At 63.4% G+C, this 26,483-nt stretch carries 27 protein-coding genes; 11 read left to right on the forward strand and 16 right to left on the reverse strand.

Annotated elements, in window-relative coordinates:
* Nucleotides 1–53: 53 nt before the first annotated feature.
* The 4 genes from AC6I6L_RS18515 to pyrB all read right to left on the reverse strand — a co-directional run bounded on the left by AC6I6L_RS18515 (nt 54) and on the right by pyrB (nt 4,052).
* Nucleotides 54–1,118 (reverse strand): hypothetical protein, encoded by a 1,065-nt coding sequence (locus AC6I6L_RS18515; protein ID WP_497919246.1) that lies wholly within the window; start codon nt 1,116–1,118, stop codon nt 54–56.
* A gap of 288 nt (nt 1,119–1,406) precedes the next feature.
* Nucleotides 1,407–2,246, reverse strand: coding sequence for a hypothetical protein (locus tag AC6I6L_RS18520; protein WP_497919247.1), 840 nt, complete (start codon nt 2,244–2,246; stop codon nt 1,407–1,409).
* A 392-nt stretch (nt 2,247–2,638) separates the two neighbouring features.
* Nucleotides 2,639–3,127: an aspartate carbamoyltransferase regulatory subunit gene (gene pyrI, locus AC6I6L_RS18525; protein WP_497919248.1), complete on the reverse strand. Its 489-nt coding sequence runs from the start codon at nt 3,125–3,127 to the stop codon at nt 2,639–2,641.
* The gene (gene pyrB, locus AC6I6L_RS18530; RefSeq protein ID WP_497919249.1) at nt 3,120–4,052 is read right to left on the reverse strand and encodes an aspartate carbamoyltransferase; all 933 of its coding nucleotides are present in this window, start codon (nt 4,050–4,052) and stop codon (nt 3,120–3,122) included. Before pyrB ends, pyrI begins: the two co-directional genes overlap by 8 nt.
* Nucleotides 4,053–4,316: 264 nt before the next feature.
* Between pyrB and AC6I6L_RS18535 the strand changes: the two genes are divergently transcribed.
* Nucleotides 4,317–4,943, forward strand: coding sequence for an RAD55 family ATPase (locus AC6I6L_RS18535; protein WP_497919250.1), 627 nt, complete (start codon nt 4,317–4,319; stop codon nt 4,941–4,943).
* Between the two features lie 191 nt (nt 4,944–5,134).
* On the opposite strand, the gene AC6I6L_RS18540 is transcribed toward AC6I6L_RS18535, so the two are convergent.
* The gene (locus tag AC6I6L_RS18540; protein ID WP_497919251.1) at nt 5,135–6,121 is read right to left on the reverse strand and encodes an FKBP-type peptidyl-prolyl cis-trans isomerase; all 987 of its coding nucleotides are present in this window, start codon (nt 6,119–6,121) and stop codon (nt 5,135–5,137) included.
* Nucleotides 6,122–6,209: 88 nt separating this feature from the next.
* Here AC6I6L_RS18540 and cyaB point away from each other — a divergent pair, with 88 nt between their 5' ends.
* From cyaB to AC6I6L_RS18570, 6 genes are all read left to right on the forward strand, one after another.
* Nucleotides 6,210–6,764 (forward strand): class IV adenylate cyclase, encoded by a 555-nt coding sequence (gene cyaB, locus AC6I6L_RS18545; protein WP_497919252.1) that lies wholly within the window; start codon nt 6,210–6,212, stop codon nt 6,762–6,764.
* 170 nt (nt 6,765–6,934) lie between these two features.
* Complete coding sequence (locus AC6I6L_RS18550; protein ID WP_497919253.1) at nt 6,935–8,140, forward strand: methionine adenosyltransferase; 1,206 nt, start codon at nt 6,935–6,937, stop codon at nt 8,138–8,140.
* 114 nt (nt 8,141–8,254) lie between these two features.
* Entirely contained in the window at nt 8,255–9,484 is a 1,230-nt protein-coding gene (locus AC6I6L_RS18555) for an MFS transporter (RefSeq protein ID WP_497919254.1), read from the forward strand.
* A gap of 75 nt (nt 9,485–9,559) precedes the next feature.
* The gene (locus AC6I6L_RS18560; protein ID WP_497919255.1) at nt 9,560–10,444 is read left to right on the forward strand and encodes a dihydrodipicolinate synthase family protein; all 885 of its coding nucleotides are present in this window, start codon (nt 9,560–9,562) and stop codon (nt 10,442–10,444) included.
* Nucleotides 10,445–10,529: 85 nt separating this feature from the next.
* Nucleotides 10,530–11,708 carry a tRNA sulfurtransferase gene (locus AC6I6L_RS18565; RefSeq protein ID WP_497919256.1) on the forward strand — a complete coding sequence of 393 codons (1,179 nt, stop codon included), beginning with the start codon at nt 10,530–10,532 and terminating at the stop codon, nt 11,706–11,708.
* 91 nt (nt 11,709–11,799) lie between these two features.
* Complete coding sequence (locus AC6I6L_RS18570) at nt 11,800–12,420, forward strand: DUF5804 family protein (RefSeq protein WP_497919257.1); 621 nt, start codon at nt 11,800–11,802, stop codon at nt 12,418–12,420.
* 52 nt (nt 12,421–12,472) lie between these two features.
* On the opposite strand, the gene AC6I6L_RS18575 is transcribed toward AC6I6L_RS18570, so the two are convergent.
* Nucleotides 12,473–13,258, reverse strand: a complete 786-nt coding sequence (locus tag AC6I6L_RS18575; protein ID WP_497919258.1) for a hypothetical protein — start codon at nt 13,256–13,258, stop codon at nt 12,473–12,475.
* 201 nt (nt 13,259–13,459) lie between these two features.
* Nucleotides 13,460–14,437, reverse strand: coding sequence for a PLP-dependent cysteine synthase family protein (locus AC6I6L_RS18580; protein ID WP_497919259.1), 978 nt, complete (start codon nt 14,435–14,437; stop codon nt 13,460–13,462).
* Between the two features lie 133 nt (nt 14,438–14,570).
* On the opposite strand from AC6I6L_RS18580, the gene AC6I6L_RS18585 reads away from it, so the two are divergent.
* Entirely contained in the window at nt 14,571–14,957 is a 387-nt protein-coding gene (locus AC6I6L_RS18585; protein ID WP_497919260.1) for a TlpA family protein disulfide reductase, read from the forward strand.
* A 6-nt stretch (nt 14,958–14,963) separates the two neighbouring features.
* Here AC6I6L_RS18585 and AC6I6L_RS18590 read toward each other — a convergent pair whose 3' ends face one another.
* The 8 genes from AC6I6L_RS18590 to AC6I6L_RS18625 form a co-directional block, all read right to left on the reverse strand.
* Nucleotides 14,964–17,162 (reverse strand): thioredoxin domain-containing protein, encoded by a 2,199-nt coding sequence (locus AC6I6L_RS18590; protein ID WP_497919261.1) that lies wholly within the window; start codon nt 17,160–17,162, stop codon nt 14,964–14,966.
* A gap of 179 nt (nt 17,163–17,341) precedes the next feature.
* On the reverse strand, nt 17,342–17,701 hold the full coding sequence (locus AC6I6L_RS18595; RefSeq protein ID WP_497919262.1) for an OB-fold domain-containing protein: 360 nt from the start codon (nt 17,699–17,701) through the stop codon (nt 17,342–17,344).
* Nucleotides 17,698–18,903, reverse strand: coding sequence for a thiolase family protein (locus tag AC6I6L_RS18600; protein WP_497919263.1), 1,206 nt, complete (start codon nt 18,901–18,903; stop codon nt 17,698–17,700). Before AC6I6L_RS18600 ends, AC6I6L_RS18595 begins: the two co-directional genes overlap by 4 nt.
* A 77-nt stretch (nt 18,904–18,980) precedes the next feature.
* Nucleotides 18,981–19,208, reverse strand: coding sequence for a MarR family transcriptional regulator (locus AC6I6L_RS18605; RefSeq protein WP_497919264.1), 228 nt, complete (start codon nt 19,206–19,208; stop codon nt 18,981–18,983).
* Between the two features lie 118 nt (nt 19,209–19,326).
* Nucleotides 19,327–20,178 (reverse strand): fructosamine kinase family protein, encoded by an 852-nt coding sequence (locus AC6I6L_RS18610; protein WP_497919412.1) that lies wholly within the window; start codon nt 20,176–20,178, stop codon nt 19,327–19,329.
* Nucleotides 20,179–20,181: 3 nt separating this feature from the next.
* The gene (locus AC6I6L_RS18615) at nt 20,182–20,724 is read right to left on the reverse strand and encodes a dihydrofolate reductase (protein ID WP_497919265.1); all 543 of its coding nucleotides are present in this window, start codon (nt 20,722–20,724) and stop codon (nt 20,182–20,184) included.
* Between the two features lie 16 nt (nt 20,725–20,740).
* The gene (thyA, locus tag AC6I6L_RS18620) at nt 20,741–21,757 is read right to left on the reverse strand and encodes a thymidylate synthase (protein ID WP_497919266.1); all 1,017 of its coding nucleotides are present in this window, start codon (nt 21,755–21,757) and stop codon (nt 20,741–20,743) included.
* An 85-nt stretch (nt 21,758–21,842) separates the two neighbouring features.
* A complete protein-coding gene (locus AC6I6L_RS18625; protein WP_497919267.1) occupies nt 21,843–22,811 on the reverse strand; it encodes a C-terminal binding protein in 969 nt (322 codons plus the stop codon).
* Nucleotides 22,812–23,014: 203 nt separating this feature from the next.
* Here AC6I6L_RS18625 and purD point away from each other — a divergent pair, with 203 nt between their 5' ends.
* From purD to AC6I6L_RS18640, 3 genes are all read left to right on the forward strand, one after another.
* Nucleotides 23,015–24,370, forward strand: a complete 1,356-nt coding sequence (purD, locus tag AC6I6L_RS18630; RefSeq protein WP_497919268.1) for a phosphoribosylamine--glycine ligase — start codon at nt 23,015–23,017, stop codon at nt 24,368–24,370.
* Between the two features lie 155 nt (nt 24,371–24,525).
* Nucleotides 24,526–25,404 carry a CPBP family intramembrane glutamic endopeptidase gene (locus AC6I6L_RS18635; protein ID WP_497919269.1) on the forward strand — a complete coding sequence of 293 codons (879 nt, stop codon included), beginning with the start codon at nt 24,526–24,528 and terminating at the stop codon, nt 25,402–25,404.
* Nucleotides 25,405–25,625: 221 nt separating this feature from the next.
* A complete protein-coding gene (locus AC6I6L_RS18640) occupies nt 25,626–25,919 on the forward strand; it encodes a DUF7344 domain-containing protein (RefSeq protein WP_497919270.1) in 294 nt (97 codons plus the stop codon).
* Between the two features lie 183 nt (nt 25,920–26,102).
* Here the strand turns inward: AC6I6L_RS18640 and AC6I6L_RS18645 are convergent, their stop codons facing one another.
* Nucleotides 26,103–26,459, reverse strand: coding sequence for a hypothetical protein (locus AC6I6L_RS18645; RefSeq protein ID WP_497919271.1), 357 nt, complete (start codon nt 26,457–26,459; stop codon nt 26,103–26,105).
* Nucleotides 26,460–26,483 lie beyond the last annotated feature (24 nt).

Below are 26,483 nucleotides of genomic sequence, written 5' to 3' on the forward strand. Positions count from 1 at the left end.
AAACGACTTACAGCAGTTCGTCTGAACCGCAGACGACGAACCGTTCTCGGCGGTTACTCTTGGGTCTCTTCGTTCTCGTTCTGAGAACTGCGGTCGGCGTCGTCTCGCTCAGCATGTTGATCCGACTCGTCGTTTTCGCTGTCCTCGCTTTTGCGATCGAACTCCCTGTCGGCGTCGTCGAATCCCCTGTCGGCGTCGTCGAACTCACCACTGTCACGGTCGGACTCCTGCTCTCGTCCGTGTAGAGGGCCGCCGTGTTGCCCCGGGGCGATCGGTTGGCGCTGCTCGTCAGGCTCCTCGCGAGGGTGTCCTCCTCGCTGTTGAGGCTGTGGTTCCGGCTGTTGTGACTGTGGGCGCTCTCGTTGCGGGCGCTGTCGACCCGGCTCCGCTCGACCCTGCTGTGGAGGTTGTTGCTGTCGTTGTGACCGCTGCTGCTGGCGTCCCTGAGACTCCTGTCCCTGTCCTCGCGACTGCTGGGGCTGCTGGTCCGGCTGTTGCTGATACTGTGGCTGTTGGAATCGCTGGTCGCTGGATTGGTGCCCGAACTGCTGTCTCTCCTCACCCCCGTAAATCTCCTGTTGGGAAACCCACTCGCCGGTCTGTGGATACTGCTGTGCCCGCTGGGATCCGTACCGGTTCTGAGCCTGTCCCGCCTGCTGTTGTTGGCTTCCCGGTTCCTGTTGTGACGGTCCTCGGCCGCTCCGTTGTCGCGTACCCGTTCCCTGCTGTTCGTGCATCGACGCCGGTTGCTGCTGGCCGGCCATCGAACCGCCCTGCGCTCCGTACATCGATTCGGATGCCATTTCCTGGCCGCCTTGCATCCCCTCCATCGTTCCGGCTTCCATTCCCTGTTCCATCGCCTGCTGGAGCTCCGGCGCGGCGGCGTCGATTCCCCGCAGGAAATTCTGGAGCATCGACTTGGTCATCTCGAGCCCCCAGGACTGCGACAGGTTCATCCCCTGTTTCTGGGCCGTCTCCTGCCACTCGATCGCGCTGAGGGTCATTCGTGCGACGTTGCGCTGGAGGTCGAGGACCTGCTCCATCGCCTGCTGTCCCTGGTTCATCGTCGTCTGTTGGAGCTGTGCTGGCATCTGCTGTGAAGTTTGCTCGTCTGTCATGATAGCCACTCGAGGATCGATTCGATCATCCTCGATTGTCGTGGACGGCGACCGTGAGTGCAATAAAGGCCCTCGTCAGTTCCAGACCGATCGTCTCAAAAGTCGGGTGAAACGATCTGAATCGACGGCGACGGAACGCGTGGCCGAGGAACGGCGCGATTTCGTGGGGAGTTCCCGGACAATAGGTACGTGTCGTGACCTAATCCGTGGTTACGAACGTCGGAACTCACTCTCCCCTCGGGAGCCACTCGCCTCGTCGCGAGGGACTGATTTGAAACGCTCCCTGCCTCAGGTTTCTGATCCTGGCTTGCCGTGCGTGACCCCATCGCGTTCGTCCGCGTTTCGGCGGCGAAGCGCCGCTCTGGCGTTGTTCGCGTCGTACCCGAAGAACACGTCGGTTCCGTACGCCTCCGCGACCTCCGTCGCGTGGATCAGGGCGTCGATATCGACGTTTACCGCGTACAATTCGATATTAAACGGCGTCTCGAGGGCGCTCTCGAACCCGCGAGCGATCGTCTCGAGCCAGTAGGTCGTTTCGTAGGCCGTATCGTACAGCGGGACGACGAACTCGTCGACGTATTCTTCGATCGCCGGGAGATCGATGCCGGCGCGTTCGTAGAGGTGACCGGGGTAGGGGTCGGGATAGAGCGTCATGTAGACCGTCCCCGGAATGCGATCGGCAGCCGCAGCGACGAACTCGGTGATGACGTTCGCGCGCCACTCGAACCGGTCCTCGAACGCGCTGTTCTGGAAGGACTGTTCGCAAACGCCACACCGACAGTACTCGGCGCGTGGAAAGCCGATATCGTCGAGCCGGACGTCCTCGTTCGCCGCGACGCAGTCGTCGATGATCTCGAACAGGCCCGTCCGGTAGTCTTCGCGCGACGGACAGATGTACGCCCAGTCGAAGTATGTTCGATCGCGCGTAGCAGGCCGTCCCATATCGTCGACTGCAATAAGCGACGGGTCGGCGTCGGCTGCTGCGTTGTCACCGAAACAGGAGACCATGTTCACCCCGTCTTCGATCGGGTCTGCGGACCGTCCGGTGACGTCTTTGACCTCGTAGAAGCCCCGATCGAATTCCGGCCACCGTACTTCTTCGGCGTTCCGCGTGACGACGCCATACATACGCGGAGCATACGACCCCGCGTGGGTAAGCAGTTCGGAATTGAAGCCGTGCTATTCTGCCGGTTCGTACTCGACGTCGATCTCGCTGGGTCCACCAGCGACGAGTTTGTAAAGGACGACGATCGTAAACAGGACGAGCAGGAGTTTGAATGTCCGGGACATGTACGAATACGTAATCGCCTGGTAACTACTTAGATATTCTGGATGTCATTCAGGTTCAGAAAACAGAACGAATCTCGGGTGGCGATCCGCGGGCGATCAGCCGTAATCGAACGGGGATCGAACGGCGGCCGGAAACCGATCGATCGGGATCGATCACGTCGAACGCGACCGACCAGAGTCGAACGACCGTCGAATGCGACCGGTCGGGGTCGAACAACCGTCGAACGCGATCAGGTGTCGATCAGGGTCGGAATCTCGTCGCGGACGATCGTCTCGCAGTACGAACACCGGACGGCGTCGTCGAGGACCTCGAACTTCGAGATGACGGGTTCGCCGCCGGTCGTGATACAGCCCGAATTCGGGCAGGAGAGAACACCGGTGACGACCTCGGGGCGTTCGACCCGGTGTTTCTCGATCACCTCGTACTCGCGAACGATGTTGATCGTCGCATCGGGTGCGATCAACGAGAGGACATCGACCTCGTCCTGGCTCAACTCCCGACCCTCGACCTTGACGATGTCCTTGCGCGCGAGGCGATCGGAGGGGACGTTCATCCCGACCGAGACTTCCTCACCCTCGCTGCCGTCGATCCCGAGAATCGCGAGCACGTTCAACGCCTGGCCGCCGTGGACGTGATCGATGACGGTGCCGTCACGGATCTTGCTGACCCGGAGTTCGTGATCGTCGTTGCCATCGTGGTGGTCGTGTTCGTCACTCATCGTCCTCACCTCCCTCGCGCAACAGGAGATCGAGAAGCGCCATCCGCACGGGGACGCCATTGTGGGCCTGCTCGAAGTACGCGGCGTGGTCGGTTTCGTCGACATCCGGCGCGATCTCGTCGACCCGCGGGAGCGGATGCATCACGGTCAGGTCGTCACTCGCGGCCTCGAGGGTCTCCATATCGATCTGGTACTCGCCCGCGACTTTCTGGTACTCGTTTTCGTCCGGGAACCGCTCGCGCTGAATCCGGGTGACGTAGAGCACGTCGAGCGAAGGCAGTATCTCGTCGATCGACTCGTGTTCGCGGATCTGGGTTCGCTCCTGTTGCTGGTGGAGGTCGTAGATGACCTCGCGGGGCAGTTGCAGGCTCTCTGGACTGATGAAGTGCTGGCTGGTCTCGAAGTTCGAGAGCGCGTACGCCAGCGAGTGGACGGTTCGGCCGTACTTCAGATCGCCCATAATGCCGATCGTCAGGTCGTCGAGTCCCGCGTTTTCCCGGATCGTATAGAGGTCGAGCATCGTCTGGGTCGGGTGGTGGCCGGCCCCGTCACCGGCGTTTATCAGGGGGACGTCGACGAACTCGCTGGCCATCGTCGCCGCACCCTGTTTCGGGTGGCGCAAGACGAGCGCGTCGGCGTACCCCTCGATAACGCGGACCGTGTCGGCCAGCGATTCGCCCTTTTTGACGCTCGAGGACTCGATCGAGCCCATGTCGACGACGTCACCACCGAGGCGTTTCATCGCGGTCTCGAAGCTCATTTTCGTCCGCGTACTCGGCTCGAAAAAGAGCAACCCCAGCAGTGTATCCGCGTGGCGACCGGCGACTGCGGAGCGGTCGGCGTCGATCTCGGCCGCGTGATCGAGAACCCGCTCGATGTCCCCCCGTGAGAGTTGTTTGCTCGTGATGAGGTGTTCGTGGCGCATCTGTTCGTGTAGGCTCTTGCCGAGCCCTTGAATCTCCCCATTCGCGGTCGGCGGTCGGCGCGGTTTCGTCTCGGGCGGGCGACGCGATTGGCCGCGGTCGATCGGGTTCGACCGACGACACGCGGTCGCACTCGACCGGTGCTCGACCCACAGCCGGCCGTCGATCGTCCGGACCGGTGCGATCGATGACGGCCGACGAGAGCATTGCAGAGTGAGGACAAGGCAAAGAGTTATACAATCACTGCAGTAATTGGTCACAATCGAATGGATGGTCGGCTGGATACGGGAATCGACGTACTCGATCGCAAGCTCGATGGTGGGTTGCCGCCGGGTTGCATCGTCGCTTACACCGCAAACGCCGCCAGTCAATCCGAGTTGCTCCTCTACCAGCTAACCGCCGCACGCGGAACGCTGTATCTCACGACCGAGCGATCCGACGACGCGGTTCGACACGCGATCGAAACCTCGCCGTCGGACGTCGGCAGTCCAACGGTCAGACACGTCACCAGCGATACGCCTCTCGAGGAAGCGACCCGACTCGTCAGTGCGCTTCCAGACGGAGCGAACCTCATTATCGACACGATGGACACCCTCGAGCAGACCGGTACCGACGACTACATCGAATTTCTCAACGATCTTAAAGACCAAATGCTGGAGACGAACAGCATCGCCATGTTACACTGTCTGAAGGGGGATCAGGCACCCGACAACCGGGTGCGAACACAGCACGCTGCCGACGCCGTCTTCGATCTTCGGACCGAAATTTCCGGCTCGGAACTCGAAAATCACCTCTCGGTTCCCAAGTTCCGGGGGGGCAGTCAGCCGACCGAAGCGATCAAACTCGAACTCACCGAGGAGGTCGCGATCGACACGAGCCGCGACATCGCCTGAGATCCGAACGGGGGTCGAGCGGGGGCTGAGCGAACTTCGAAACGGTGTCGAAGTGAAGAGTTCAGCGGTGGCCGTAGCTCACCGGTCTCGAGTCACGTTACAGCCGAACGCCGCGACTCGCGGCACAGGTGTTGGAAAATGTGGAAATCGAATCGGATCGGGACCAGTCGGACCGGTTCGGGCCGAATCGCTTACTCGTCTGCGCCTTCGAGTTCGTCGACGATTTCGTCGGCATCGATGTCGGCGTCCTCGAGAGCCTCCTCGATGTCGCCGCCGCCCATACCGCCCATGCCGCCCATCATACCGCCGAGTCCGCCCATTCCCATGCCGTCGATGACTTCCTGGACGATGATCCGATCGACGCCGATCTGGTCGATGATCTGCTGACCGATCTGCTGTTTGCCCATCATCCACTGCTGGTTCATCGTCATCTGCGGGGTCGCTTCGAGGTAGAGCGTCTCCTTCTCGACGACTTCCGTCTCGAACTCGGGTTCGGCCGGTTCGTCGTCTGCATCTTCGTCATCGTCTGCGTCCTCGTCGGGTTCGACGGGGACTTCCTCTTCGACCTCGTCGGTCTCGATCCAGACCTCAGGCTCCATGCCGAGGTACATCTCGAACAGGCCAGCGGCCTGCTGTTCGCGGTCGTCGACGACGTCGACGATCGTGTACTCGTACTCGACGTCCTCGCCGGCCAGCGGGTGGTTGAAGTCGACTCGCGCGCGGCCGCCGATGATTGTGCTGATGTAGCCCTGTCGGCCGTCGACCTGAACGTTCGCGCCGGGGTACCGATCGTCCTCGTCGATCTTCTCGGCGCTAACGGTTTCTACGTTGTCGGGGTCGTATTCGCCAAAGGCGTCTACGGCCGCGACCGTCACGCTGCCGGAGTCGCCGGCCTCGCTGCCGACGATCGCATCCTCGACCTCCTCGAAGATGTGGCCCTCGCCCAGGACGATCGTCCGGGGTTTGAACTCCTGTCCCTGGGCGTCGACGCCTTCTTCCTCGGCAACCTCGGGGTCGGTGGTGTCGACCAGTTGGTCACCGTCGGCGGTGTAGGCGGTGTACTCGATTTCGACGAAATCGCCGGCCTGAAGCCCGTCGGCTTCGGCGGCGTCCTCGTCTGCGTCCGCTTCGACGTCATCGGCCTGCTCATCCAGTTCGGCCTCTTGTTCCTCGGTCATACGTTGTACGTCCCGCCGTCTACATTTAAGGAACACGTTTTCGCCCGGGAACGACCGATACTTACCGCCGGTGTCCGTTCCCCCGGGTATGTACGAGGTTGAGGTGAAAGTTCCCGCCGACCTCGCGTCCGTTCGGCGCAGACTGGAGGAGGCCGGTGCGACGCGGACTGGAGCCGTCTTCCAGGAGGATACGTACTACGATGCACCCCACCGATCGTTCGCCGAGACCGACGAGGCGTTGCGCATCCGCAGCGAACGCCCGGAGGACGGCGACGACGAAACGCGCGTCACCTACAAGGGACCGCTCGTCGACGACGAATCGAAGACTCGCGAAGAGATCGAAACCGCGGTCGCGGACGGCGAGAAGCTGGACGCCGTCTTGTGCAACCTCGGCTTCGAACCTGCCGCGACCGTTCGGAAGAACCGCGAACGATTCGCCATCGAGGGGTACACCGTCACGCTGGACGCGGTCGAGGACGTCGGCGAGTACGTCGAGGTCGAAACGGATATCGAGAGCGAAGATGATCTCGAGGCAGCCCGCGAGGGAGCCTACGAGATCCTCGATCGGCTCGGCCTCGACCCCGACGAGCAGCTTCGGACCTCCTACCTCGGGCTATTGCTCGCGGCCGACGGTGGCGACTGAGACCACCTGGGTATCGACCAGAGAGTCGTCTGGTGATTGCCCCCGCCGGCGAACGGATTTTGGATCCCAGCCGGCGCAGCGTCACACTCTGACTTATATTACCCAGAGGAATTTTCTAGCCTCGAACTGTTTCCGCAAGTTATAGAACGTCGCTCGGCTTACGGCCACCAATGAGCGAGCGGAACATTCGGGTCGAGCCGATCGACCGACAGGCAGTCGAGGACCAGGAGGTCGAAATCGTCGAGCGAAAGGGAATCGGTCATCCCGATTCCATCAGCGACGGAGTTGCCGAGAGCGTCGCCAGAGCGCTCGCGGGCGCGTATCTCGATCGTGTCGGGAAGGTACTCCACTTCAACACGGACGAAACCCAGCTCGTCGCGGGCGAGGCCAGCCCGGCCTTCGGCGGCGGAGAAGTCATCAACCCCATCCGGCTGATCGTGGTCGGCCGCGCGACCAAACACTACGAGGGTCAGACGATCCCAACCGAGACGATCGCGCTGCGGGCCGCCCGCGACTATCTCGAATCGACCATTCCGCAACTCGAGTACGGCGAGGACATCGTCGTCGACGTCAAACTCGGGGAAGGCAGCGGTGACCTCCAGGACGTTTTCGGTGAGGACGAAGTACAGGTCCCGATGGCAAACGACACGAGTTTCGGCGTCGGCCACGCGCCGCTGACCGAAACCGAGCAGATCGTCCTCGAAGCCGAGCGCCGCCTCAACGGCGAGTTCGCCCGGGAGAACCCCTACCTCGGCACCGACGTAAAGCTCATGGGCAAACGGGAAGGCGATCGCATCGACGTCACCGTCGCAGCCGCGATGATCGACCAACACATCGCCGACCTCGACGCCTACGCCGACGCCGTCGAATCCGTCCGCGAGTTCGTTGCCGAGGTTGCGAGCGACCACACCGATCGCGACGTCGAGGTCCACGTCAACACGGCCGACGACCTAGCGCAGGGATCGATCTACCTTACCGTCACCGGCACTTCCGCCGAGCAAGGCGACGACGGCTCCGTCGGCCGCGGCAACCGCGCGAACGGACTCATCACGCCGAATCGATCGATGTCGATGGAGGCCACCAGCGGAAAGAATCCGGTCAACCACATCGGCAAAATCTACAACCTGCTCTCGACCGAGATCGCCCAGGAAGTCGTGGGCGAGGTCGACGGCATCCGCGACCTCCGCGTCCGCCTGCTCTCCCAGATCGGTCGCCCGATCGATCAGCCACACGTCGCCGACGTCCACGTCGTCACCGACGACGATGTCGCGCTCTCGGACGTCGAAAGCGAGATCGAAGCGATCGTCGACGCGGAACTCGCCGACGTGACCGGAATCACCCGGCGCGTGATCGACGGCGAACTGACGACGTTCTGAGGCGCGAACTCGACCCATCGGCTCCGACAAACCACCGGTTTCGATAGAGCCATGTGTTCGGTCGCTGTGGTCTGGACATAGGTTCCGAACCGAAACACCAGAGAGCGATCGCCAATGAGAGTCCCATCAGCCGGTTCGAACCGGACAGTCCTCGCCGTCGTCGCCAGTACCTTCTTCGTCGGCTTCGGCGGCGGGGTGATCTTTCCGATCCTGCCGAACCTTGGGGAGGTGCTCGGCATCTCCGCGTTCATGGTCGGACTCATCCTGAGCGCAAACCGGTTTACCCGGCTGGTGGCTAACGCGCCCGCAGGTGCGCTGGTCGATCGGATCGGTACCCGAAAACCGTTCATTGCGGGACTGGCGATCGAAGGCTTCGCGACCGTCCTGTACGTGGTTGCGCTCCTCTCTACGCTTCCCGAGGCGTGGTTCATGCTCGCTCGGATTCTCTGGGGACTCGGCAGCGCGCTCGTTTTCGCGACAGCTTACACGATCACGGCGGACGTGAGCGAGGCCGACTCACGGGGAACGAGCATGGGGATGGTCCGTGCGGGGATCACGTTCGGATTCCCCGCCGGACTCGTCCTCGGCGGCGTCGTAAGCGACGTCTGGGGGAACGTCGAGGCATTCGCGCTCGCCGCTGCATTCGCGGGATTCGCGAGCGTCGTCGCCTACCTGATCGTCCCGGAGACCCACGTCGAGGGCGAAAACGAGTCGGTCAAACCCTGGGACATCGATCGAAGCCTCCCGGCGCTGACGATCGGGAGCGTCAACTTCGGTCTCTACTTCGCCTACATCGGTATCCTGTTTTCGACGCTGGTCCTCCTGCTCGGCGACCGCGGAATCACGCTATTCGGCCTCAACGAACAGGGATCGTCGGGAATGCTGATGGCCGTGACGGTGCTCGCGGGGGCGGTGTTCACCCTCGGCGGCGGCGCGTTGAGCGACTCCGTCGGCGCGCGGGTTCCCGTCATGCTCGGCTTTTTGATCACCGCCTGCGCCGGGTTCGCCGTCCTCGCGTACGGCACGACCGTCGAGTTGCTCGTCGTCGCCTGCGTCCTGATCGGAGCCGGACAGGGCGGCGTCGGCGGTCCGCTGACCGCGCTGCTCGCGGATCTCACGCCGGAAGATCGAATGGGACGAGCGATGGGGACGAACAACGTCCTCGGAGACGTCGGCGGCGGACTCGGACCGCTGATCGCCCTGCCGTTTGCCGAGACGATCGGCTTCGAGCTGTTGTACGCACTCAGCGCGATCGTTCCGCTGATCGCCGGCGCGGTTCTCGTCGCCGGCGTCTACAGCCACACGGGTCGGCTCAGTCCGACCGTCGCGGAGTCGAACACCTGACGCGCGGAGACGCGTCGGTGCGATGGCAGCCGGAACCACGACAACGGTTTTATCGAATCACGTTCACCATCTGCCATGGACGTCCACGCTGCACTACAGGGCATCACGCCACCGATCGTCACGCCGTTCGAGGATGGCTCGATCGACGAGTCGGCACTCACCGACCTCATCGACCACGTCGAAGATGGTGGGGTCGACGCGGTCTTTCCGTGTGGCACGACCGGCGAGTTCCCGAGTCTCACCTCGGCGGAGCAACTGGACGTGATCGAACGGACGGTCGAACACGCAAGCGTCCCCGTCGTCGCCGGGGCCGCGGCGACGAGCGTCGACGAAACGATCGACGCGGTCGAGAACGCCGCATCCGTCGGTGCGGACGCCGCAGCGATCGTCGCGCCCTACTTCACGACGGCCAACGATCCGGCCGGAAATCGCCGGTTCTTCGAGCGCGTCCTCGACGACGCGTCGCTCCCGATTTTGCTGTACAATATCCCCCAGTGTACGGGCCAGCGGATCGAACCGGAGACGATCGCCGCCGTTGCCGACCACGATCGAGTGCTCGGAATCAAGGACTCGAGTGGCGATCTGGCGTACTTCCTGTCCGTACTGGAGCGGACGCCCGTGGACTTTCTGTGTCTGCAGGGGTACGACGCGATTCTGGTTCCCTCGCTGCGGATGGGGGCCGATGGCGGCATCAACGCACTCTCGAACGTGATTCCGGAAATCTTCCGGGAGATCGTCGACGACCCCGGCACCGATCGCGCCCGAGAACTCCAGGCAGAAGCCATCGCGCCGCTGTTCGAGGCGTGCACCACGCACGACTTTGCGCCGGCGACGAAAGCCGCACTCGTCGAGCGTAGCGTCCTCCCGTCCGCCGAAGTTCGTCCGCCGCTAGTGTCCGTCGACGAGACGGCGGCGATCGCCGCTGCGTTCGATCGCGCGATCGAAGCCGTTCGTACCTGACCGTGACACGGATACGAAGGGGACGAAGAACCGGCCGAATCCGTCCTCGTAATTCCCTTATAGCCCCAGTGATCTATCCCACCGTATGCACCCTCCGGGAGCCGACACCGTCCTCGTTCGACACGGTGACGTAAACACCAAAAGCAGGAGCGTCAAGCGGTACATGGAGGGACTCCTCGTCGAAAACATCGGGGCCATGCTGGCCGATCGATCGGTTCCCGGCGAGGTCGAAGACAGGTGGAACCGGCCACTGATCCACACAACCGAAGCAGCCGTCGAGGACGCGACGGACGCCGCCACGAACACGTTCGGCGTCGTCTCTGCGAGTCCGTGTCGCACCGTCAGCACCGAAAAAGCACAGATCATCGAGGCGCTCGAGGAGACCGCCCTGGCGTGTTACGACGGCGGCACGTTCGCCGTCGACGCTCGCCGCGCCGACAAGGGGCTGTCCTGGGACAGCGAAGACCTCGCCCGCGAGGGTGGCTCCGCAATCTGGGAAGCCGTCGACGACGAGTTCGAGCCGGCAGTCGATCTCGAAAATCCCGACCTCACGTTCGGCGTCGAGGTCCGCGAAGACGTCACCTTCGTCTACCTCGAGATGCGAGCAGGGCCAGGGGGGCTTCCGCTCGGCGCACAGGAACCCGTAATCGCGATGATCAGCGGCGGAATCGACTCGCCGGTCGCGGCCTACGAGATCATGAAACGCGGGAGTCCGATCGTCCCCGTCTACGTCGATCTGGGTCCCTTTGGCGGCATCGACCACGAGGCGCGGGCGATGGAGACCGTCCGCACTCTCTCGCAGTACGCGCCGAATTTCGATATGCCGGTGTACAAGATTCCCGGCGGCGAGACCCTCTCTCTTCTCGTCGAAACGATGGAAGAAGGGCGGATGCTCTCGATGCGGCGATTCTTTTACCGGGCCGCAGAACACCTCGCGAGGCGAGTCGACGCCCACGGCATCGTTACGGGCGAAGCCGTCGGCCAGAAGTCGAGCCAGACGATGCAGAACCTCGCCATCACGAGTCGGGCGACCGACCTCCCGATTCACCGACCGCTACTCACCTGGGACAAAGCCAACATCGTCGCAAAAGCCCGTGAGATCGGCACCTTCACCGACTCGACGATCGACGCCGGCTGTAACCGGGTCGCACCCGATCGAGCAGAGACCAACGCCCGCCTCGAGCCGCTGCTCGCCGTCGAACCGGACGACCTGTTCGATCGGGCGCGAGAGGCGGCGAAGAACGCCGAACTGGTCGAACGCTGACCGGGAGGGGACGGTCTGGCCCTCGACTCGAAGACGCTTCGACGATCGCGAGCCGAAACCCACATTACACCGACGCGCCCACCTCACACCAGTGACCCGCGTCTGTCTCGTCGGGAACGCCGACGTGAGCCTCCAGTACGAACTTCTCTCTCGCGAGACTGCTCGTGAGGCGCTCGCCACGTACGACCTGGAGCGCCCATTCGAGAACGCGCTGGCGATCGAAACGGTCAGCGTCGGCGCTGCCGTCTCGTTGCTGAACGATCTCAACTGGTATCTGACCCGATTCGTCGAGGAGGCGCTCGTCCAGGAACCGAGCATCAGCGACGGGGAGTGGCTCTCGCGGCCGCTTGCGCGACAGCTTCGAAACGGCGACATTCGGCCGGCAGACACCGCCGAGTTCTGCAAGGTGTACGGTCTCGAACGCATCGGTCCCGGCGGCAGTTCCGAGACGGCCACCACTGGCAGCGATACCGAGGCAGCCACCACCGACGCAGCATCCTCCGACAGCAACGCCGACACAGCGACCACCGACACCGATCCCGAATCGAACGGAGACGGTGGCAGTGCTCGATCGGTCGCCGCACCTCCCGTCCACCGCCTGGTGGAACCGCTCTACGTGCGCCGGACCGACGGCGACCTCCCGGAGTACGACCTCCGTGACGTCGAGGAGACGCTCGTCGTCCGCCTGACGGAAGCCGAGTACTCGCCGTGAGCGACCCGGCGGTTCTGACCGATTGCGTCGCCGACGAGCGTCGCGACTCCGCTCACGACTGATCGCCGTCGCCGGAACCGCCCTCGCCTGCCCCGTCGTCCGTCGACCCCGACCCTGATCCCGACCCCGACCCCGACGCAGCGCTCTCGCTGGCACTGTGGCTTGCTATTCCGAACCCGCGTTCGATGCCGTCCCGATCGACGATCGTCGCCGACACCTCCGATACCGGTCCGTCGGCAGGGGTCGCACGGACGAGGTGTCCGACGGCCGTCTCCTGCGTTGCACAGGCCTCGTCCGGCCCGGATTCGTCGCGTACCGCCGCGGAGAGTTCGAGGGTCCCGTCCGCGACGCCGATTTCGTCGAGGACCAGTTCGTGACAGAGATCCGGGGCGCTTGCCTCGAGGGAGAGCAGCATCGACTCCGCGAACGACGTCTCCGCGACGAACTCGATGAGCGCTTCGGTGTCGTCGAGACCGCGATCGGCGAGCCACCCCTTCGCCGCCGCGCGATCGGCATGCATCGCGACGTCGGGATCGATCGGGAGATCGGTGTGCGTCAGGGACTGCATTTTGGACTCGAACGTGTCGGTTCCGTCGGTTCCATCGTCAGTGTCGTCGGTTCCGTCGTCGAGTTCGTCGTCGTCGGCTGTCTCGTCCGAATCATCGGTTTCGGTGCCGTTTGCGCCGCGATCATCGGTTTCGCCGTCGCCCGAATCGGGACCATCGTCCGCGGTATCCGGCTGTGGCGTCTCGTCGGCGAGACAGCCGGCAGTGAGGGCGAGCACGCCTGACATTCCGTACAGAACTGTTCGTCGCGATCGAGTGGAGGGCCGTGTCATTGTACCAGAACGTACACGATACCACCCAAAAGGTGTAGGCCAAGGTGAAAGAACGATTTCGGTCCGGAGCATAAGCCTCGGTTCTGGCTCCCGATTCTCAACTGACGTCGCTCATCGATCACCCTTCATCGATCACCCTTCACCGATCGTCGATCGCTCTAAGAACCCAGATTAAACGAGAACTCGCGATATTCGGCCCCGTCAGTCGAACAGGCCCGTCGAGAGATACCGCTCGCCGCTGTCCCAGAAGACGGTGACCACCAGCGGGCAGTCCTCGGGTAGCCGACCGCCGTCCGGTTCCGGCGTCGCCGACTGGTCGCCGAACGCACCGGGGACCTCCGGACACTGCTGGGTCGGATCTGCGATCTCGCTCGCGATCCGCTGGGAGACGAGACTCGTCGCGCCGCTGGACTGGCCGACGAGGATGCCCTCCTCACGGGCGAGGCGACGACACTCGTCCTCGGCGTCTTCGAGTTTGACGGTCTCGACGCGATCGATCAGGTCTCGATCGAGGTTCTCGCTGACGAAGCCCGGACCCATTCCCTGGAACTCGTCTTTCCCGGCCTTGCCGGTCGAGAGAATGGCGTTTCGGGCGGGTTCAACGGCGATGATCTCCATCTCGGGGAACTCCTCGCGGAGCCGTCGGCCGGTTCCGGAGATCGTCCCGCCGGTACCGACACCGGCGACGAAGGCGTCGATTTCGCGATCACCGACCTGCTCGACGATCTCTTCGCCGGTCGTCTTGTAGTGTGCGTTCGGGTTCGCGGGGTTTTCGAACTGGCCGAGTTGGACCGCACCCTCGGCTTCGAGTTCGTCGGCTCGAGCGCGGGCGGCTTCCATATCGCCATCGACGAGTTCGAGATCCGCGCCATAGGCGGCCATGATCTGGCGGCGTTCCTCGGATTTGTCCGCGGGCATGACGATCGTCAGGTCGTATCCGCGGGCCGCACAGACGAGCGCGAGGCCGATTCCGGTGTTTCCGCTCGTCGGTTCGACCAGTCGATCGCCGGGTTCGATTAGCCCCTCTCGTTCGGCCGTTCGGACCATCTCCAGAGCCGGCCGATCTTTCGCGGAGCCACCGGGATTGAAGGATTCGATTTTGGCGGCGACGGTGACCCCCTCCGGCGAGTCGACCTGGACGAGCGGCGAGCCGATCGTGTCCAGGATGCTTCCCTTCATTGGCGAGGCATAAGCAGTGGAGACGTAAACGCGTACTGGACCGAGGCAGGTCGTGCCGCAGTAACCGTGGAAAACCAACTACGTACCGACACGAAGCAGGGTCGTTAAGCCCTCGGCCGCGTACGTCTCGGGTATGAGTCTCGAAACTATGCGACCGACGCCGACGTGGGATTCGGCCTCCTACGAGGACACCGTCGACACGCTCGCGGCCCACCGCGACGAACTGACCTACAAAATCTGGGGTGGCGACTGGTGTAAGGACTGTCGCGCGCTCCTTCCGGACTTCGGTGCGGCGCTCGAAGCGGCCGAGATCCCAGACGATCGCATCGAAGAGTACGCGCTCGATCAGGACAAACAGGGCCCCGGCGTCGAGGAGTACGATATCGAGTACATTCCGACGATCGTCGTCTTCGACGACGATGGAAACGAGATCACCCGTTTCGTCGAGGAAGAAGCTGTCCCGCCGGCTATCTGGCTCGCACAGGAACTCGAATCGGAACTGGACGCCGAAACGGCCTGATTCCTTCTAAAACGGCACGTCCGGGTCCGACCCTGACCCGTTCTCCAACCCCGAATCCGAAGTCGAATCGCCCACCCCAGGAGTCGAATCGTCCAGCCACGCGATCGCCTCCTCAACTTCGTTCGTCGGCGGCGAACACGTGCGATTGCGACAGACGTACAGCGTCGGTTCTCCGTCTGTGGCCTCCCGATCGGCCCAGATGGGTGGTGCGTCCTCGAGACCGAGCCGATCGAGCCACGAGTCGAGTCCCGCCTCGCTCGGCGGTCGCGGCGCGAACTGGCGATCCGGAAGGTAGCGGGCGGCGAAGCGATCGTACCACTCCCCGGGTACCTCATCAGCGGCGATCGTCACCTCGAGCGCACCGCTTTCGAGCCGATCGGCGGCGAGACAGAGCGTCGCGTGCTGAAGCGGGTTCGACTCGAGTTTGCCGGCGTGGGTTTCGAGCACGCCCGCGGCGATCGATTCGAAGTCCTCGCTCGCAAAGCCGTCGAGTGCGAGTAGCGTCTCGACGGCGACGCCTGCAGCCGAGGGCGTCGACTGGTCGGTGAGTTCCTGTGGCCGGGTGACCAGCGACTCGCCGCTTTCGGGCGTAAAGTACAGCGTCCGACGATCGGCGTCCCAGAACTCGGCTTCGATGACGCGAGCGAGATCGAGCGCAAACGCGAGGTGGTCGACATCGCCAGTAACCTCGTAGCAGTGGAGTGCGCCGCGTGCGAGGAACGCGTAGTCCTCGAGATAGCCGGAAACGGCGACATCGTCGTCTTTGTACCGCCGCGAGAGGCGTTCTTCGTTCTCGCTCCAGAGTCGATCGCGGACGAATTCGAGCGCGTCGACGCCCATGTCAGCGTAGTCGTCTTCGCCCAGAACGAACGCGGCTTCGGCACACGTCGAGATCATCAGGCCGTTCCAGCCCGCGAGCACCTTCTCGTCTCGGCTGGGGTGAGGTCGCTCCTCGCGGGCCTCGAACACGTCCTGTCGCGCGGACTCGAGGCGCTTCTCGACTTCGGTCTCCTCGAGATCGAACTCGGCGGCGAGTTCGTCGACCGAGGCGACGATAGTCGGCTGATTTCGACCCTCGAAGTTCCCCGACTCCGTGATGTCGAACCGGGCACAGAACAGCTCCGCGTCGGTCTCGTCGTCTACGATCGCGTGGATCTCCTCGGGCGTCCAGACGAAGAAGGCACCTTCCTCGCGCTCGCCCGTCTCCGGTGACTCACTCTGGGCGTCGAGCGTGCTGAAAAAGCCGCCCTCGTCGTGTGTCAGCTCCCGACTGAGGAAGTCGAGCGTTTCTCGAGTAACGTCGGCGTAGCGTTCCTCGCCGGTGAGCTGGTAGCCGGCGAGCATCGCCCGCGGAATCTCCGCGTTGTCGTACAGCATCTTCTCGAAGTGCGGGACCGTCCAGTCTCGATCGACGCAGTAGCGGTGGAAGCCGCCGCCGACGTGGTCGTACAGCCCGCCGTCTGCCATCGCATCGAGGCTCTGCTCGAGAACGGTGCGGTACTCGTCGCGGCCGGTTCGGTCGAACATTCGGGCGAGAACTCGCAGCCGCGTCGGCTGTGGGAACTTCGGCCCGCCGGAGCCGAAACCGCCGTACTGGCGGTCGGCGCTTCGCAGCGCCGCGTCGGCGGCGGATTCGAGCACCGCACTCGACGGCGGTTCCGCAGCGCCGACCGACTCGGGCGTCTCCTCGAGTTGGTCTTTCGCCGCATCGGTCCACTGCTGGGCCCGGTTTTCGACCTCCTCGCGGTCTTGCTCCCACGATCGCGTGATGTTCTCGAGGATGTCGAGAAAGCCCGGCTGCCCCCGTTTCTGTTCTTTCGGGAAGTAGGTTCCGACGTAGAACGGTTTCCCCTCGGGCGTGAGCCACGCCGACAGCGGCCAGCCGCCCCGCCCCGTCACGAGCTGGCAGACGGTCATGTAGATGCTGTCGACGTCCGGGCGCTCCTCCCGATCGACCTTGATCGGGACGAAGTGCTCGTTGAGCACCTCGGCGACCGCCTCGTCAGCGAAGCTCTCGTCTTCCATGACGTGACACCAGTGACACGCCGAGTAGCCGATCGAGAGGAAAATCGGCACGTCGTGTTCTCTGGCGGCGTCGAGGGCCTGTTCGTCCCACGGCTGCCAGTTGACGGGGTTGTCCGCGTGCTGGCGAAGGTAGGGGCTCTCCTCGTCGTCGAGCCGGTTGCGCTGAGTCGGCTGTTCCATACCACCAGCTACGGGTGTGAATAATAAAAGCCCGCTGCACGTTGCTAGCCGATCGTGGTTTCGAGCTGTTTCCCGATCGCGTCCGTGACGGCGTGCGGTTTATACGGTCTGTTGTAATTCGTTACCGGTGATCGCTCGAACGGTGCAGCGATCACCGGAAAACGTTACAACGATGCGTATCAGGCGGGTTCGAACCGGTAGCCGTCCCACGACTGGCTCTCCGGCTCCCTGATGCCTGCACCGGGCTCTCGGAGTTCCTCCTCGTAAACCGGCCGGACTTCGTCGCCCGTTTCGATGTCGTCGGTCGTCACCTGACCGATCGCCGTGACCGACTCACCGTCGACGCTAAATTCGACGATCGCGAGCGTGTTCGGTTCGCGCACGCCGGGTGGCGTCGCCGTACTGGTCGTCCACGTCACGACCTCGGCGGTGTGCTCGCTCAAATCGATCGTTTCCACCGGCTCCGAACCGTTTGGACCGCGCGGGTGGCCGGGGTAGCTGATCGAACCGTCCTCGTAGCGCGTGGCGTCCATCGTCATTGTTCTGCCTCCATCTGTCCTGTCTCCATAATCGTCGTAATCACACAGTTGCCAAAGCCGCCGACGTTACAGCAGAGGCCGACATCAGCGTCGACCTGTCGCGGTCCGGCTTCGCCGACGAGTTGTTCGTAGATCTCGACGGCCTGGGCGACACCGCTCGCGCCGAGCGGATGACCCTTCGACTTGAGCCCGCCGGAGGTGTTGACTGGCAGTTCGCCGGTATCGCGTTCGGTGTAGCCGTCTTCGACGAGTTCCCAGGCCGTGCCCTGTTCGGCGAACCCGAGTCCCTCCATCTGGAGGAATTCGAGGATGGTAAACATATCGTGGAGTTCCGCAACGTCGATGTCTTCGGGACCGTAACCGCTCATCTCGTAGGCCCCCTTCCCGCTCTCGACGACGCCGCCCATGACCGTCGGGTCCTCGCGCTCGTGGACGACGTGGGTGTCCGTTGCCCCGTCGACACCCGCCACGATCGCGTACTCGTCCGTGTACTCCTGGGCGACGGATTCCGGACAGAACATGAGGGCGGCCGAGCCGTCGGACACCGGACAGAAGTCGTACAGTCGCAGGGGGTCGGCGATGATCGGCGAGTCGAGGATCGTCTCGATGTCGACTTCCTTCTGGAACTGAGCCTTGGGGTTGTCGACGCCGTTTTTGTGGTTCTTCGCAGCGACCTGGGCGAGACTCTCCCGTGGCGCGTCGAACCGTTCGAGGTAGTGACGTGCGGTCAGCCCCGCAAAGGAGGGGAGCGTCACACCGTGTTTGTACTCGACGGGATGGCCGACCGACGCGATGATGTCGGTCGACTCGGGCGTCGATCGGTGGGCCATCTTCTCGCCGCCGACGAGCAGCGTCATCTCGCTGACCCCGCTGGCGATCGACTGCCAGGCCGCATAGATCCCCGCGCCGCCGCTGGAACTGGTCTGGTCGACGCGCTGGGTGTACGCCGGCATCGCGTCGAGGTCGTGTGCCAGCGCGTTCATCACCCCGGTCATTCCCTCGAACTCGCCGCTGGCCATGTTCGAGACGTAGAGGTGCTCGACGTCCGCGGCGTCGACACCCGCGTCCGCGAGACAGTCGATCCCGGCCTCCGCGAGCAGATCCACGATCCACTCCTCGCGCTGTCCGAACTGGGTCATCGACGCACCGATCACCGCGACGCGATCGGTTCCGCCGGTTCCGAATGTATTACCGTCCGCCATCGCTCGTCCTCCACCAGTGACGGACGTACCATGCGACTCGAACGTCATCCCGTGGCTCGACGGGGACAGCCGGGGAACTAGACTTCGTACTGGCTGACATAGCCCTCCTCCGTCCGGTGGACGTAGTCTGTTTCGGTGAGCGATCGCAGGATCGGCAACAGCGTCAGTTTCGACAGGTCCAACCGCTGCTGGAGTTCCGTCACCGTCGTCCCCTCATTCGCCCGAAGGGCCAGATAGACGAGCTTGGTCTGTGGTGATCCGAGGTCTTCCGGTATCGCAAACTGAGAGTTGCTCGTAGACATCATCGTCACCGAAGACGGCAACGATCTGGCGGATAAAAGTTACACGAGGAGCGTTCACATGGTTCACGAGGAGGTCGCGTTCCTCGGCGCAATTTCTCGCGGCAACACGACCCGATCGCCGTCAGTAGCCGACCCGATCGATCGTCGACTCGAGATCGTCGACGTAGCGTCCGCCGAAGAGGTGGACGTGCACGAGCAGTGGGTAGAGTCGGTAGACGTATCGTCGGCGCTTGACGAAGCCGGGATCGATCCCGCGGCGACTCTGGTATCGATCGAAAAACGGCTCCCCGAACGTGCCCGTCCAGTCGACGTACGCCAGTTCGATTTCGGGGTGGGCGTAGTATGTGGCCGGATCGAGAAACGCCGTGACCCGCCCGTCGCGGGAGAGCACGTTCGTGCTCCAGACGTCACCGTGGATTAGCGCGGGTGCGTCGGGTTCCTCGAGCAGCGTCTCGAGGTCGCGAGCGAGTGTCCGCAGCCGATCGGCGATCGAAATCGGGAGCGAACTGCCCTCGAGCGCCAGCGCCGTGACGTGTTCGAGGCGGTGCTCCCGATAGAAGTCGATCCAGGAGTCGGTCCAGGGGTTCGGCTGTCGAACGGGGCCGGTGAGCGTGTCACGACCGAAGCCGAACGCCTGTGCGTCGATGCCGTGCAGTTTCGCGAGGTGATTGGCCGCGTCTCTTGCGACGTCGGGACCGTGGTCGGTCGATCCCGACACGTACTCGAGTATCAGCAGGTCGTCATCGGCGTACAACACCTCGGGAACGGGGAGCTCGCTCTCGCTGGCGAGCGTTCGGAGCATGGCCGCCTCGATCGCGAGGGGTGTCTCCCCGACTTTCGCGACGACCGGAGGACCGTTCGCACAGTTGACGCGGTAGACCGACCCGATCTGGCCGCCCTCGAGTTCGGTCGCTCCGGTCGGCTGTACGTCGATCGCTCCGGCGACGGCCGACTCGACGTCACCTGTCACGATTGCCTACCCTCTCCGAACGTATTCGACGAACGCGAACCCGTCGCGATCGTCTCGATCGACGTCCCGCCAGTCGTCGCGGTCCCACTCCGGGAAGGCGGTATCACCCTCCGGATCGTCGTGAATCTCGGTGATGATCAGTCGATCGACCGCGGGCAAGAACTGCTCGTAGACCGTCGCGCCGCCGGCGACAAACGCGCGGTCTGCGCCGTCGTGGCGGTCGCGTGCCGCGCGCTCGGCTTCCCCGATCGCCGCGTCGAGGTCGTTCGCGACGACGGCGTTTTCAGGCGTCTCGAGGTCTCGACTCGTCAGCACGATCGTCGTCCGACCTGGGAGCGGTTCGCCGAGCGCGTCGAGAATCCCCTCGTAGGTGACCCGCCCCATGATGACGGGATGGTCCATCGTCGTCTCCTTGAAGTGGGCGAGGTCCGCCGGGAGGTGCCAGGGCATCTCGCCGTCCCTGCCGATGATGCCGTTTTCCGCGACGGCGACGATCGCGGCGAGTTCGAGATCGGTTTCGAGCGCCGGCGTTTCGTTCGAGTCAGCCATCAGGACCAGCCTCCAGTCATTCGGCCACCGAGAACGCGATTCCCTCGTGGGACTCGTACTCGCGCAACCGGACGTCCTCGTAGCGCAGGTCGTCGATCGAGGTTTCGGCGAGGTCGAGCGTCGGGCGCGAGAGGGGCTCTCTGGACAGCTGTTCGAGCAGGCCGGGAACGTGATCGAGCCGTTCGTCTCCCTCGGCTTCGGCGGGTGCGGTCGATTCGAGCCACTGCTTCACGTCGAGGTAGTCCTCCCCGTCGTCGGCCTCGGCTAACCGGGACTGGAGCGCCTCGAGGTTGTCGTCGTACCACGCGCCGCGATCGCCCCTGCCGCAGTAGACGTGGGCGTCGACGACGGTGTGGGCGAAGGTACCGGGCTCGAAGCCGGTTTGCTGGGCGACGACGTGGGTCAACAGCGCGTAAGCGGCGATGTTGAACGGAATGCCCAGTGCCGTGTCGCCCGAACGCTGGGTGAGATGGCAGTTCAATCGATCGCCCTGGACGTTGAAGACGAACGAGTAGTGACACGGCGGCAGCGTCGAGACGGCGGCGTTAGCCGGATGCCAGGCGTTCACCACGAGCCGTCGGGAGTTCGGGTTCTCCGAAAGCGTGTCGACGACGTACTGTAACTGGTCGAAGGTCCGGCGACCGTCGTCCTCGACGGTGATCCACCGGTGGGCGTCGTCGGGCCAGGACTCGCCCTCGAGTTGGGCTGGCCCGTCCGGAACGGGATACCGCCGCCAGAATCGGCCGTAGGCGGTGTCGAGTCGCCCTTCGTCGTCCGCCCAGGCGTCCCAGATTTTCGTCTCCTCCCGGAGGCTGCGGATGTGCTCCTCGCCCGAGAGATACCAGCAGACCTCGTGAAGCATCGAGTTCCACCGGTAGCCGTCCATCTCCTTCGTCGTCAGGAGGGGATACCCCGCCTGCAGATCGACCTCGTAGTGCTCGCTGAACGACGAGATGGTGTCGACGCCGGTCCGGTTGGGCTTGTAGGTACCCGCCGAGAGGACCGTCTCGACAAGATCGAGATACTGTCGCATTTGGCCGTTATTCTGAGCGCCGGCAGTTATCCGTATCGGTCGATCGACCGGGCGTGCTACGGTCCACATCGATCGATCGTCCCGATCAGCCCCAGGCGTCGGGATCGACCGCGTGGTCCGGCCGTTCGCCGGCGAACACCTGTTGAATCTGTCGTGAGACGGTCTGATTCAGCTCGTCGCGGGCTTCTTCCGAGTACCAGCCGGCGTGTGGCGTGATTACCACGTTGTCGAGGCCGAGCAGCGGCGTATCACCCGGTGGCTCTTCTTCGAGTACGTCCAGCCCCGCAGCTGCGATTTCGCCCCCGGTCAGGGCGTCGTACAGCGCGTCTTCGTCGATAATACCCCCTCTGGCGACGTTGACGACGACAGCGTGGTCGGCAAGCCGATCGAACTCCTGGGCTCCGAGCATCCCCCGCGTCTCCGGCGTCAGCGGCGGGTGAACCGAAACCGCGTCGGCCGTTTCGAGAAGTTCGTTGAACGCGACCAGGCGACCGCCATACCCCTGGACCGTTTCCGCATCGACGTACGGATCGTAGACGACCAGGTCGACGTCCATTCCGGAGACGTACTCGGCGAGTCGGCGGGCGATCGAGCCGAACGAGATCAGGCCCAACGTCGAGCCCGGAACCCGCCGGACGGGCCGATCGGTTTCCCAACTCCACTCGCCGTTGCGGACTTCGCGATCGGCTTCCGGAATCCGTCGCCGACACGCGAGCAGGAGACCGAATGCCTGGGTCGCGACCTCATTCGTGCAGTAGTCGGGGGCGTTCGTGACGGTAATCCCTCGATCGGTAGCCGCTTCCACGTCGATGTTGTCGTAGCCGGTTCCGGCCCGTGTGATCAGTTCGAGGTCGTCAGCGCCCGCGATCGCCTCCGCGGAGACGGGCGTATGGACATCGACGACGAGCGCGTTCGCGTCGGCCGCTGCGTCTTCGATCGCGGCATCCGTCTCCAGAGGCCGCGTTTCGACCTCGACGGCGTCGCCCTCGAGTGCCGATCGCTGTGCGTCGACGTCGACGAACGGGGTTTCACCGATGATAACTCGTTGTGACATGGGTAGGCCCTGGTACTACGATTGTAGTTACAATTTACTGCTGGCGCGTTATAACTGGACGTGCTGTTCCCAGTTCGCTGGAGGCCGGCCGACCCTGCCCCCGCTGCTGTACGGATACCCGGTAGAAGATTATCCACGAATGTGTACATCCTGTACTCGAAGAAAAAGCAACGCTTACAGGTTCGTGCGTTCCGATACCGACCATGCGAGAACACGTTCTGCTGATCGGCGGCGGTGGGCGCGAGCATGCGATCGCTCGCGCGCTGGAGGACAGCGAAGCCGAACTGTACGCCTGTGCGGGCAACCGGAATCCCGGAATCGCCCGCATTGCGACCGAGTTCGAGACGCTCGAGACGACCGATCCCGAGGCCGTCGTCGACTACGCCGAGGAGGTCGACGCGACGATCGCGGTCATCGGTCCCGAGGCACCGCTCGCAGCCGGGGTGGCAGACGCGCTCGAAGCCGCCGGCGTCTACCCGTTCGGCCCGAAGGAGGCAGACGCTCGCATCGAGACGGACAAGGCGTTCCAGCGCCGGTTCATGGAGGACAACGACATTCCGGGCTGTCCGGACTTCGAGACCTTCGAGGACATGGAGGCCGCGTGTGACTTTATCGACGAGTACGACGGCGATCTGGCGATCAAGCCTGCCGGCCTCACGGGCGGCAAGGGCGTCAAGGTCATCGGGGACCAGGTCACCGCCGAAGAGGGCAAGGCGTATATTCGCGACTCCGACTACGATCGGATCGTTCTCGAAGAACGGCTGGTCGGCGAGGAGGTCACGATTCAGGCGCTCGTCGCCAACGGCGGATTCGAGACGGCACCCGCAGTGCAGGACCACAAGCGCGCCTACGAGGGTGACGAAGGGCCCAACACCGGCGGAATGGGCAGTTACTCCGACGCGACGTTCGCGTTGCCGTTCATGACCGACGACGACTACGCACGGGCGGTCGAGATCATCGAGGCGACCGTCGACGCGCTCGAGGACTACCGCGGCATCCTCTACGGCCAGTTCATGCTCACGAGCGAGGGGCCGAAGGTCATCGAGTTCAACGCTCGCTTCGGTGACCCCGAAGCGATGAACACGCTGCCGGTCCTCGAGACGGACTTCCTCGACGTGCTCGTCGCCGCACGCGACGGCGAGGCTCCGCCGGAACTCGAGTTCGCGGAGCAGGCGACCGTCTGCAAGTACGCGGTTCCGGAGGGGTATCCAACCGATCCCGAGGCGGGTGCGAAAGTGAACGTCGATGAGGAGAGCGTGGCGCGCACCGTGCGCGCCACGGAGAATTCGAGCGGGGAGCAACGCGACGCGCGAGAAAGCGCCGGCGAGGCACTGCTCTACTACGCCAGTGTCGACGAACGCGACGACGGCATCTACACCACCACCTCTCGATCGTTCGCCGTCGTCGGCCTCGCCGACACGATCACCGAGGCGGAGGAAATCGCCGAGGACGCCCTCGCAGTCGCCGGCGAAGAGGGACTGCACATGCGCCACGACATCGGCAAACCGGACCTCGTCCAGCAGCGAATCGACCACATGAACGAACTCCGCGGCGAGTAACGCGATCGAATCCGATCGACGACTCCGGGTGTCGTCGTACGGTCGCAGAGTCGTTCAGTCACTCAGTCGGGCTGTGCGGTTCAGTTTTCGGTACGATCTGAAACGCGGCGTACGGCCACGAGACGCTTCTTAGGGCTGCGAACCGTACCAGTCGTATGGACCTGGCGCTGGGACGCACGCGGAGTCGACTCCACGAGCTCGTTCGCGATGGATCGCCGTGGGTGTTTCCCGTGTGCTATCTCGGCTGGGCGTACCTGTTCTGGCTCCCGATCGTCCGGTCGGGAGAGTCGGTCTGGTCGTTCCCGAACGTCGTGCTATTGCTCGTCGGTGGACTCAGTCCGCTGCTGTCCGGACTCGCGTTGCTGTGGCTCCACGCCGGACCCCACGGATTTCGTGATCTTCTGCGGCGACTCACCGAGCCGCGCCGTCTCCGGCCCCACTGGTGGCTGATCGTCGTGGCGTTCTATCCAGCGTTCAACCTGACGGTCGGAGCCGTCGCATTCGTCCTCGGGACCACCGCGTCCCCCTTCGAGTTCATCACGCCCGATCGGTTGTTCGATCCGGTCGCGATCGCGCTCCTGCTCACCGTCGTGATCGTCTTCCCAACAGTCGAGGAGATCGGGCTTCGTGGCTACTGGTTCGATCGGCTGCAGGCCCGCTGGAACGCGCTGGTGTCGAGTCTGATTCTCGGGGTCGTCTGGGCGGCCTGGCACGTCCCGCTGGTCTACATGGACGGCTACTACGATGGAACGACGTTCCAGCCGGAACTGTGGTGGTGGCTCCCGAGTATCGCACTCACCGCGATAATTGGAACCTGGGTGTACAACAACACGCATCGGAGCGTCCTCGCCGTAATCGTCCTCCACGCGTCCGGTAACCTGAGCGGAGAGGCAATCGGTCTCAGCCCGGAGCTAATGCCCGCCGTCCACCTCGGAACGCTGCTCGTGGCGATCGTCCTCGTGGCCGTCTGGAGCCCGGAATCCCTTCGCGGCTGGGGACGATCGCCACCGGTCGCGAGCGGTGATCTGTCGTGACCGACGGCGGTTCGTACGGTCTGTTGGCTCTATTTAATTTCTTGAATGTTAACGGTTTTCCGTAGCCGTGCTGAATACAGGGCGCGAATGTCGCACTGCTCCACAGAAGTTTCAACGGGCCGAATCACTCGGAGCAAACGATTGTCATACCACTCAATCAGGGGGTGTGCCAACACATTTTGGGACAACTGCTTTTCCGCTGGTTGAACAGATCATGACCAATGGATCACTACTTAGCGGCATTATCAGATGTTCAACGCCGCCGGACACTCGTTGAATTAAAAGAAAAACAAACAGATGGTGGGACACTGGTGCCAGAAACCATTGTGGAGAAGACAGACGGATCAGAGGTGGAATTGTATCATAACCATCTGCCTCGGTTAGCAGATGCCGGATTCATCCAGTGGGACCAGAACGCAAATGAAGTGGCCAAAGGCCCCCGATTCGAAGAAATCAACCCACTTCTTGAACTGCTGGACGATAATGCAGCCCAGCTTCCCGACAATTGGGTCTGACGAAGTGGGGCATGTGTTATTTTTCTTTCCCGGATGGCTTGAATAACCAAGTCCTCCGTGCTGCATCTATTCACTCTATTCAGCAGTCAATTCTTGACATCTACTGCGGGTTTCAACAGAGCCGACTATTGTAATTCGTTACAACGAACCGCATCAGAGGGGCAACCAGCCGTGTCCCCGTCGTCAGCCTTCCGAGTCCACTTCGTCGCCACCAAATTCGTCGGTTTCCTCCGCCACGGACGACCTGAGGGCGTCCGGGTCGAGCGTCGAGAGCAATTCGTCCTGATCGATCGCGTCGTCCAGGGTCTGGGGATCGGTCACCGCTGCTAACCCGTTCGCATCGATCGCGGTCTCGATCGTCGCGGCGTCGATCGCTGAGTCGATCGACCCGTCGCCCGACTCCGAAATCGACTGCAGGGCGCGCCGAACCGCGACGTATCCCGCGAGCGCGACGCCGCCCGACACGATCGCGCCGGGAACGCCGTAGCGTTTGTAGCCGAACGTGACCGCCTTTTTGCCGACCGTGAACGCTCCAATCATCGTGCCTGCAGTTGGGTCGGAAGC

This window comes from Halosolutus sp. DAT137, assembly GCF_059736405.1.

Excerpts from the sequence above, each read along its gene's own strand:
- AC6I6L_RS18515 (WP_497919246.1), bottom strand. The coding sequence starts at position 1,118 with ATGACAGACGAGCAAACTTCACAGCAGATGCCAGCACAGCTCCAACAG.
- AC6I6L_RS18520 (WP_497919247.1), bottom strand. The coding sequence starts at position 2,246 with ATGTATGGCGTCGTCACGCGGAACGCCGAAGAAGTACGGTGGCCGGAA.
- pyrI (WP_497919248.1), bottom strand. The coding sequence starts at position 3,127 with ATGAGTGACGAACACGACCACCACGATGGCAACGACGATCACGAACTC.
- pyrB (WP_497919249.1), bottom strand. The coding sequence starts at position 4,052 with ATGCGCCACGAACACCTCATCACGAGCAAACAACTCTCACGGGGGGAC.
- AC6I6L_RS18535 (WP_497919250.1), top strand. The coding sequence starts at position 4,317 with ATGGATGGTCGGCTGGATACGGGAATCGACGTACTCGATCGCAAGCTC.
- AC6I6L_RS18540 (WP_497919251.1), bottom strand. The coding sequence starts at position 6,121 with ATGACCGAGGAACAAGAGGCCGAACTGGATGAGCAGGCCGATGACGTC.
- cyaB (WP_497919252.1), top strand. The coding sequence starts at position 6,210 with ATGTACGAGGTTGAGGTGAAAGTTCCCGCCGACCTCGCGTCCGTTCGG.
- AC6I6L_RS18550 (WP_497919253.1), top strand. The coding sequence starts at position 6,935 with ATGAGCGAGCGGAACATTCGGGTCGAGCCGATCGACCGACAGGCAGTC.
- AC6I6L_RS18555 (WP_497919254.1), top strand. The coding sequence starts at position 8,255 with ATGAGAGTCCCATCAGCCGGTTCGAACCGGACAGTCCTCGCCGTCGTC.
- AC6I6L_RS18560 (WP_497919255.1), top strand. The coding sequence starts at position 9,560 with ATGGACGTCCACGCTGCACTACAGGGCATCACGCCACCGATCGTCACG.
- AC6I6L_RS18565 (WP_497919256.1), top strand. The coding sequence starts at position 10,530 with ATGCACCCTCCGGGAGCCGACACCGTCCTCGTTCGACACGGTGACGTA.
- AC6I6L_RS18575 (WP_497919258.1), bottom strand. The coding sequence starts at position 13,258 with ATGACACGGCCCTCCACTCGATCGCGACGAACAGTTCTGTACGGAATG.
- AC6I6L_RS18580 (WP_497919259.1), bottom strand. The coding sequence starts at position 14,437 with ATGAAGGGAAGCATCCTGGACACGATCGGCTCGCCGCTCGTCCAGGTC.
- AC6I6L_RS18585 (WP_497919260.1), top strand. The coding sequence starts at position 14,571 with ATGAGTCTCGAAACTATGCGACCGACGCCGACGTGGGATTCGGCCTCC.
- AC6I6L_RS18590 (WP_497919261.1), bottom strand. The coding sequence starts at position 17,162 with ATGGAACAGCCGACTCAGCGCAACCGGCTCGACGACGAGGAGAGCCCC.
- AC6I6L_RS18595 (WP_497919262.1), bottom strand. The coding sequence starts at position 17,701 with ATGACGATGGACGCCACGCGCTACGAGGACGGTTCGATCAGCTACCCC.
- AC6I6L_RS18600 (WP_497919263.1), bottom strand. The coding sequence starts at position 18,903 with ATGGCGGACGGTAATACATTCGGAACCGGCGGAACCGATCGCGTCGCG.
- AC6I6L_RS18605 (WP_497919264.1), bottom strand. The coding sequence starts at position 19,208 with ATGATGTCTACGAGCAACTCTCAGTTTGCGATACCGGAAGACCTCGGA.
- AC6I6L_RS18615 (WP_497919265.1), bottom strand. The coding sequence starts at position 20,724 with ATGGCTGACTCGAACGAAACGCCGGCGCTCGAAACCGATCTCGAACTC.
- thyA (WP_497919266.1), bottom strand. The coding sequence starts at position 21,757 with ATGCGACAGTATCTCGATCTTGTCGAGACGGTCCTCTCGGCGGGTACC.
- AC6I6L_RS18625 (WP_497919267.1), bottom strand. The coding sequence starts at position 22,811 with ATGTCACAACGAGTTATCATCGGTGAAACCCCGTTCGTCGACGTCGAC.
- purD (WP_497919268.1), top strand. The coding sequence starts at position 23,015 with ATGCGAGAACACGTTCTGCTGATCGGCGGCGGTGGGCGCGAGCATGCG.
- AC6I6L_RS18635 (WP_497919269.1), top strand. The coding sequence starts at position 24,526 with ATGGACCTGGCGCTGGGACGCACGCGGAGTCGACTCCACGAGCTCGTT.
- AC6I6L_RS18640 (WP_497919270.1), top strand. The coding sequence starts at position 25,626 with ATGGATCACTACTTAGCGGCATTATCAGATGTTCAACGCCGCCGGACA.
- AC6I6L_RS18645 (WP_497919271.1), bottom strand. The coding sequence starts at position 26,459 with ATGATTGGAGCGTTCACGGTCGGCAAAAAGGCGGTCACGTTCGGCTAC.